We start from the raw sequence: 4,214 nt of genomic DNA, 5'->3' as shown, positions 1-4,214 counted from the left end.
AGCAGATCGATGTGCTCGATGATCTGACGAACCGGGTCGCGCTGGACGTCCTTGACGAGCGTCAGCTGGTCCTTGCCGTCGATGTCGAGCTCGAGCAGCGCGTTGGCGCGACGCACGAGCAGCGAGACCTGGTGGCCGGGCAGCGCGACGTGGACGGGCGAGGTGCCGTGGCCGTAGATCACGGCCGGGATCTGGCCGGCGGCACGCAGGCGGCGGGCGAAGCCCTTGCCGAAGTTCTCACGCAGCTCGGCGTGGACCTTCGCATCGATTTCGGTCGACATGATGGATTCTCCTTGCGGGCACAGGCCCGTTGCGATGCTCCGTCAGGAGCGAGGTATGGGGTGTTCGACTCGAACGCGAGTGCGTGAGGAAGTGCCTGTCCGCCCTCGTCGATCACGGATGCCGCAGCGTCATGCGCGTATCCCTCGCCGAAGTTCAGCGACGAGTCTACCAGCGCAGCCCGTACGATGAAGACGCACCCCATCCAGCTCTCTCGGAGGACCCTTCATGGACTACGGCTTCGCCTCGCACGTCATTCTCTGGGTGGTGGGCGCCGTCGCCGCTATCGGCGGCGTGGGCGTGGTGCTGGCCTTCTTCAGCATGGGGCGCCAGGCCTACCGGGACTGACCCGAGGGCCACACCTCGACGACGACCTTGCCGGATGCGCGCGAGTCGCGCGCGGTGGCGAACGCCTGAACGACGTCGTCGGCGGGAATGACGTGGGTGACGACGTCTTCGATGCCCGGGTTCTCGTCGAGGAGCACGATGGCGTGGTCGATCTCGTCATTGAAGCGGAAGGTGCCGTACCAGCGCAGCTCCTTCGAGATGAAGGCGGCGATGTTCAGCGGGCGTTCGGCATCGGGAACCATCCCGACCTGCACGACGGTGCCGCCGATGGCTGCGGCCTTCAGCGCGGTGTTGATGGACGCGGCGACCCCTGAGCATTCCAGCACGACGTCGTATGCGCTTCCGGGCACGTCGTCGCGGGTGACGTTCAGAGCTTCGGATGCACCGAGGGCCAGCGCCCGCTGGAGGGGTTCGTCGAACACGTCGGTGACCGTCACCTCGGCCCCCGCGGCGACCGAGGCGGCCACCGCGAGCAGACCGATCGGCCCCACGCCGGTGACGAGCACCTTCTTGCCGCGCACGTCGCCGGCCTTCCCCAGTCCGTGCAGGGCCACGGCCAGCGGCTCGGCGAGCACCGCGCGGCGCACCGGAAGGGTCGGCGGCAGCGGGCGGACCATCTCACGATCGACGAGGATGCACTCCACCAGGCCGCCCTGGGTGTGCGGCCACGTTGAGGCCGACCCGAGGTAGGCGCCGCCCGGCCACAGGTGCGGGGAGTCGGCGAGGTCGTCGCGATGCTCGCCGAAGGTCGCGGGGTGCACGGTCACCGGCGTGCCCGGCTGCCACTCCCCGGTGGGGTCGTGGTCGATGCGGCCGGACACCTCGTGCCCCGGAATGAGGGGCTCGCGCACGACGAACGCCCCGTTGGCCCCGTCGAAGTAGTAGTGCAGGTCGCTGCCGCAGATGCCGACGTAGTCGATGCGCACGCGCACCTGATCATCGGTCGGCTGCGGGGTCTCGAGCTCCGCGATGCGGATGCTCTCCTTGCTGTCGATGAACGCGGCGCGCATATCGCTCTCCTTCCGATCAGACGACCGCGGTCATTCCGCCGTCGACGAAGATGTTCTGCCCCGAGACGAAGCTCGAGGCGTCCGAGACGAGGAACCGCAGGGCACCGTCGAGCTCCGAGAAGTCGCCCCAGCGCTGGGCGGGCGTGCGCTGCGCGAGCCAGCCGCTGAAGGCGGGGTCGTCCACGAGGTCGCGGTTCATCTCGGTGGCGAAGTAGCCCGGCGAGAGCGCGTTGACCTGGATGCCGTGGCGGGCGAGATCGGCGGCCATCCCCTTGGTCAGCTGCGCCACTCCCCCTTTGGAGGCGGAGTACGGCGCGATCGTCTGCCGTGCGAGGAACGACTGGACCGACGCGACGTTGACGATCTTGCCGGAGCCCCGCTCGATCATCGCGGGTGCGACGAAGCGCGAGACGTAGAAGACGCCGTTGAGGTTCGCCGCGATGATGTCATCCCAGTCCGAGACCGCGAAGTCCTGGATCGGAGCGCGGCGCTGCACGCCGGCATTGTTGACGAGGATGTCGGGGACGCCGTGTGCGGCGATCATTCCGGTGATCCCCTCCTCGACCCCCGCCGCATCGGTCACGTCGAACGCGACCGATGCGGCGGGCTGGCCCGACGCGTCGGCGATCTCGGAGGCTGAGCGAGCGGCCGCGTCGGCGTTTCGGCCGTGCACGATCACGCGGGCACCGGCGTTCGCCAGGCCTTCGGCGAGCGAGCGCCCGAGGCCGCGCGTCGAACCGGTGACCAGCGCGAGCCGGCCCGAGATGTCGAAGATGTCGGACATGGATTTCCTCCGGTCGTCGGGGTGGGTGCGTTCGGCGGATCAGACCATCGACGCGACGCCGAATACGGCGAGCACGAAGACGAACGCGGTGACCGACTCGATCGCCTGCTGAACCGTCCAGGTCTTCAGCGTCGTCTTCACGTCCATTCCCATGAGGCGACCCACGAGCCAGAACCCCGAGTCGTTGACGTGGCCGGCGAAGACCGAGCCGGCGGCGGTGGCGAGCACGATCGCGGCGATCTGCAGCGGGTTGAAGTCACCCGCGAGCACCGCCGGGGCGGCCAGACCAGCCGCGGTCACGAGAGCCACGGTGGCCGAGCCCTGGGCCAGGCGGATGACGACCGCGATGAGGTAGGCGGCAACGATGACCGGCAGTCCGAGGTCGCTCAGCGTGTCGGCGAGGGCCTCACCGATGCCCGATGCGCGCAGCACGGCGCCGAACATCCCGCCGGCGCCGGTGATGAGGATGACCGAGGCGACCGGGCCGAGTGCCGAGTCGAGCAGCTTCTCGATCGCCGTGCCCTTCTCACCACGGCGCGTTCCGAGCACGACCATGGCCACCAGGACCGTGATGAGCAGGGCGACGGGCGAGGTGCCTAGCAGCACCAGGACCTGCACCCACAGGTCATCGGCCGAGACGGCACCGATGCTGGCGAGGGTGGTCAGGCCGGTGTTCATGAAGATGAGGAGCATCGGAAGCAGCAGCAGACCGACGATCGTGCCGGGCTTGGGCGGGTTGACCGGCTGGTCCTCGTCGATGTCACCGAAGAGGGTGGGGACCGGCAGCGGGATGCGCGTCGAGACGAACTTTCCCCAGAGGTAGCCGGAGAGGTACCAGGTGGGGAAGGCGATGATCAGACCGACGATCAGCACGATCCCGAGGTTGGCGCCGTAGAGCTCGGTCGCCGTGACCGGGCCCGGGTGCGGGGGCAGGAACACGTGCATGACCGAGAACGCCGCGGCGGTCGGGATGCCGAACAGCAGCACGTTGTTCTTGGACACGCGGCGGGCCACCGCGAAGACGATCGGGAGCATCATGACGAGGCCGGCGTCGAAGAACATCGGGAACCCGAGGATCAACGAGGCGATGCCCAGCGCGAACGGCGCGCGCTTCTCGCCGAAGATGTCGACGAACCGGTCGGCGAGCGCTTTGGCGCCGCCGGAGTGCTCGATCAGACGGCCGAGCATCGCCCCCAGCGCCACCAGCAGCGCGACGGAGCCGAGCGTGCCGCCGAGACCCGTGGTGAGTGTCGTCGCGATGGCGCTCACGGGGATCTGCGCGGCGAAGGCCGTCAGGAGCGAGACGATGATCAGCGTCAGGAAGGCGTGCACCTTGAAGACGATGATGAGCAGCAGGATGAGCGCGATCGCGCCGGCTGCGATCAGCAGCAGCGGAGCCGTGCCCAGGGTCTGGGACCAATCTTCCATCGGTGAATCTCCGTTGATATGCCGAGGGCACCGACGAAGTCGTGCGGTGTCCGCGTGTACTATGCGAGCGTCCTCCGCAAGTCATCGCGAGGACACCCGATCCTTACACAAAGATCGTATTATTACCACCAGAAGATCGTATTTATTGGAGTCGCCGTGGCGCAGGCCTCGCACACGAACGTGCTCGACGACCTCGGCGTCCGCATCGCCGCGGGCGAGCTGACGTCCGGGCAGGTCCTGACCGCCGCCGGTCTCGAGGATGAGTACGGGGTCTCCCGCACGGTCATCCGGGAGGCCGTACGCGTGCTGGAGGCCATGGGGATGGTCGCCTCGCGTCGGCGCGTCGGCGTCACCGTGCAGCCGGC

General features: G+C 68.4%; 5 protein-coding genes. 1 reads left to right on the top strand and 4 read right to left on the bottom strand.

Going from position 1 to position 4,214, the window contains the following annotated elements; genetic code table 11:
• The 4 genes from B4E30_RS09520 to B4E30_RS09505 form a co-directional block, all read right to left on the bottom strand.
• On the bottom strand, positions 1 to 281 hold a 281-nt coding region (locus B4E30_RS09520), incomplete at its 3' end, for a 50S ribosomal protein L25 (protein WP_286795014.1).
• Between the two features lie 333 nt (positions 282 to 614).
• Complete coding sequence (locus B4E30_RS09515) at positions 615 to 1,637, bottom strand: zinc-binding dehydrogenase (protein WP_286795012.1); 1,023 nt, start codon at positions 1,635 to 1,637, stop codon at positions 615 to 617.
• Positions 1,638 to 1,653: 16 nt separating this feature from the next.
• On the bottom strand, positions 1,654 to 2,421 hold the full coding sequence (locus B4E30_RS09510) for an SDR family NAD(P)-dependent oxidoreductase (protein ID WP_286795010.1): 768 nt from the start codon (positions 2,419 to 2,421) through the stop codon (positions 1,654 to 1,656).
• A gap of 39 nt (positions 2,422 to 2,460) precedes the next feature.
• Positions 2,461 to 3,849, bottom strand: coding sequence for a GntP family permease (locus tag B4E30_RS09505; protein WP_071042852.1), 1,389 nt, complete (start codon positions 3,847 to 3,849; stop codon positions 2,461 to 2,463).
• A 156-nt stretch (positions 3,850 to 4,005) separates the two neighbouring features.
• Here B4E30_RS09505 and B4E30_RS09500 point away from each other — a divergent pair.
• Positions 4,006 to 4,214 (top strand): FadR/GntR family transcriptional regulator (locus B4E30_RS09500; RefSeq protein ID WP_286795007.1); only part of this gene is annotated, 209 nt, incomplete at its 3' end.

The sequence above is a fragment of the Microbacterium sp. UBA3394 genome (assembly GCF_002358725.1).
Taxonomy (GTDB): domain Bacteria; phylum Actinomycetota; class Actinomycetes; order Actinomycetales; family Microbacteriaceae; genus Microbacterium; species Microbacterium luteum.
Note: the sequence above shows the minus strand (reverse complement) of the source record. Positions and strands in the feature narration are given on the sequence as shown.